Annotated in this window: 1 protein-coding gene and 1 pseudogene; both read right to left on the reverse strand. The window is 28.8% G+C overall.

Annotated elements, in window-relative coordinates:
- Window positions 1-325 precede the first annotated feature (325 nt).
- Entirely contained in the window at window positions 326-808 is a 483-nt protein-coding gene (locus DVW06_RS16790; protein ID WP_137264921.1) for a group II intron maturase-specific domain-containing protein, read from the reverse strand.
- Window positions 809-1,293: 485 nt separating this feature from the next.
- A pseudogene (locus DVW06_RS16795) lies at window positions 1,294-1,419 on the reverse strand (phosphopentomutase); the annotation flags it as partial.

The raw sequence follows: 1,419 nt of genomic DNA on the forward strand, positions 1-1,419 counted from the left end.
GCTTAATACATTGTTTTTATCTGCATTTTTTAAATCAATAAAAAATAATAATTCGAAACAAATATAAAGAACACGTAATCTTTATATTTGTTTTTTAAACACCATTAAAAAACAAAATAATTGATTGGTTGTATTGGAAAGACTTAAATCATTCTAATTACTTTTAGAAAACGGATTGCTTTTAAGCCTCTCTAGATGGGCTTAATCACTTGATAGTACTTTAAAAGGGATTTTTTAGTATCAGCAACAGCTCATAACCTTATCTTTTTTTAATCATTTAATAAATAGCCCAAACTGGAAATACTAATTTTGTGTGATATTCTCACTAACAATTAAATATGGTCAAGTATGATGTAGCTTCAATGATTTTAACATCTTTCATCTCATACAATTTTTTAGTATCTGACTGATATTTACTCTTAACCATCTTATCGGTACCAGATTCATATAATTGATTTTCTTTCCTACTTGCTTCACTCTTATTAAATTTCATGAAATAGTTGACCCATCCTCGAATAATGGGATTCAGAATATTCCACAAACGAATGTGCGAAAATAAAGCCGATGAAATAAACACCCAATCGATTTCCAAAGGAATAACCCCAAAACTTAAAACTACTTTCTTCATTTGACTGATTATTCTACAATAAACAATTTTGCTTTTTTCTGGATAATTTTCAAGAAAATATTCTTTTATTCTCTTTGCCAATTCTTTCCTAAGATGAATCACTTGTTTCTTCATTGCACAATGAATCAAGTCATCATCTGCATATCTCATCCATAGATTTTTTGGAAATATCATTCTCATCTATAAATCAAATACATAGTGTATATACATTAGTTAAGATGGGACTTATCCCCCTCCTTGAGATGTTCCAGAATCCATTCTTCACTTTCGTTCAGCTCTATAACACACACATCTAACACTTTTTCTTATTGCCTTTTCTATAATATACGCTCAATACTGCAATTTTTGATTATAACACTTATAAATGGGTTATAGCATATACTTATATACCGACTATAGAAACCTACTTTCATTCTTTGAAAAAATTATTTTTAAAATACCTTTTCCCTCTCAATTTCCTCGCATTTAGGACACCCTATGTGCTAAACTTTTATCTTTATTAGACAAAAAACTAGGCTAGAATGAGGTTCATTCTGACCTAGTTTTAATTTTACACATCCCAAAAGTAAAAAATCATTAAAATATGATAGTCTTGCTTCAATAGAAATATAGTCAAAATCCTATTTTTCTATCTAATAAACAAAAACATTTAAAAGTGTTAATTATCATTTTAAAAAATTTAAAAAACTTGTTCCATTTTCTGTTGCCGGTACCGCAAAGTTTTCTGCAATTGTTGCTGAAATATCGGCATAATGGCCTTGGGGTAGTTGGCCTTGTCCTTTAAATTGTTT

The sequence above is a fragment of the Enterococcus sp. ARL09-542 genome (genome assembly GCF_005234805.1).
Lineage (GTDB): Bacteria > Bacillota > Bacilli > Lactobacillales > Enterococcaceae > Enterococcus_D > Enterococcus_D gallinarum.

Coding starts and splice junctions, on each gene's coding strand:
- DVW06_RS16790 (WP_137264921.1), bottom strand. CDS start 808: ATGAGAATGATATTTCCAAAAAATCTATGGATGAGATATGCAGATGAT.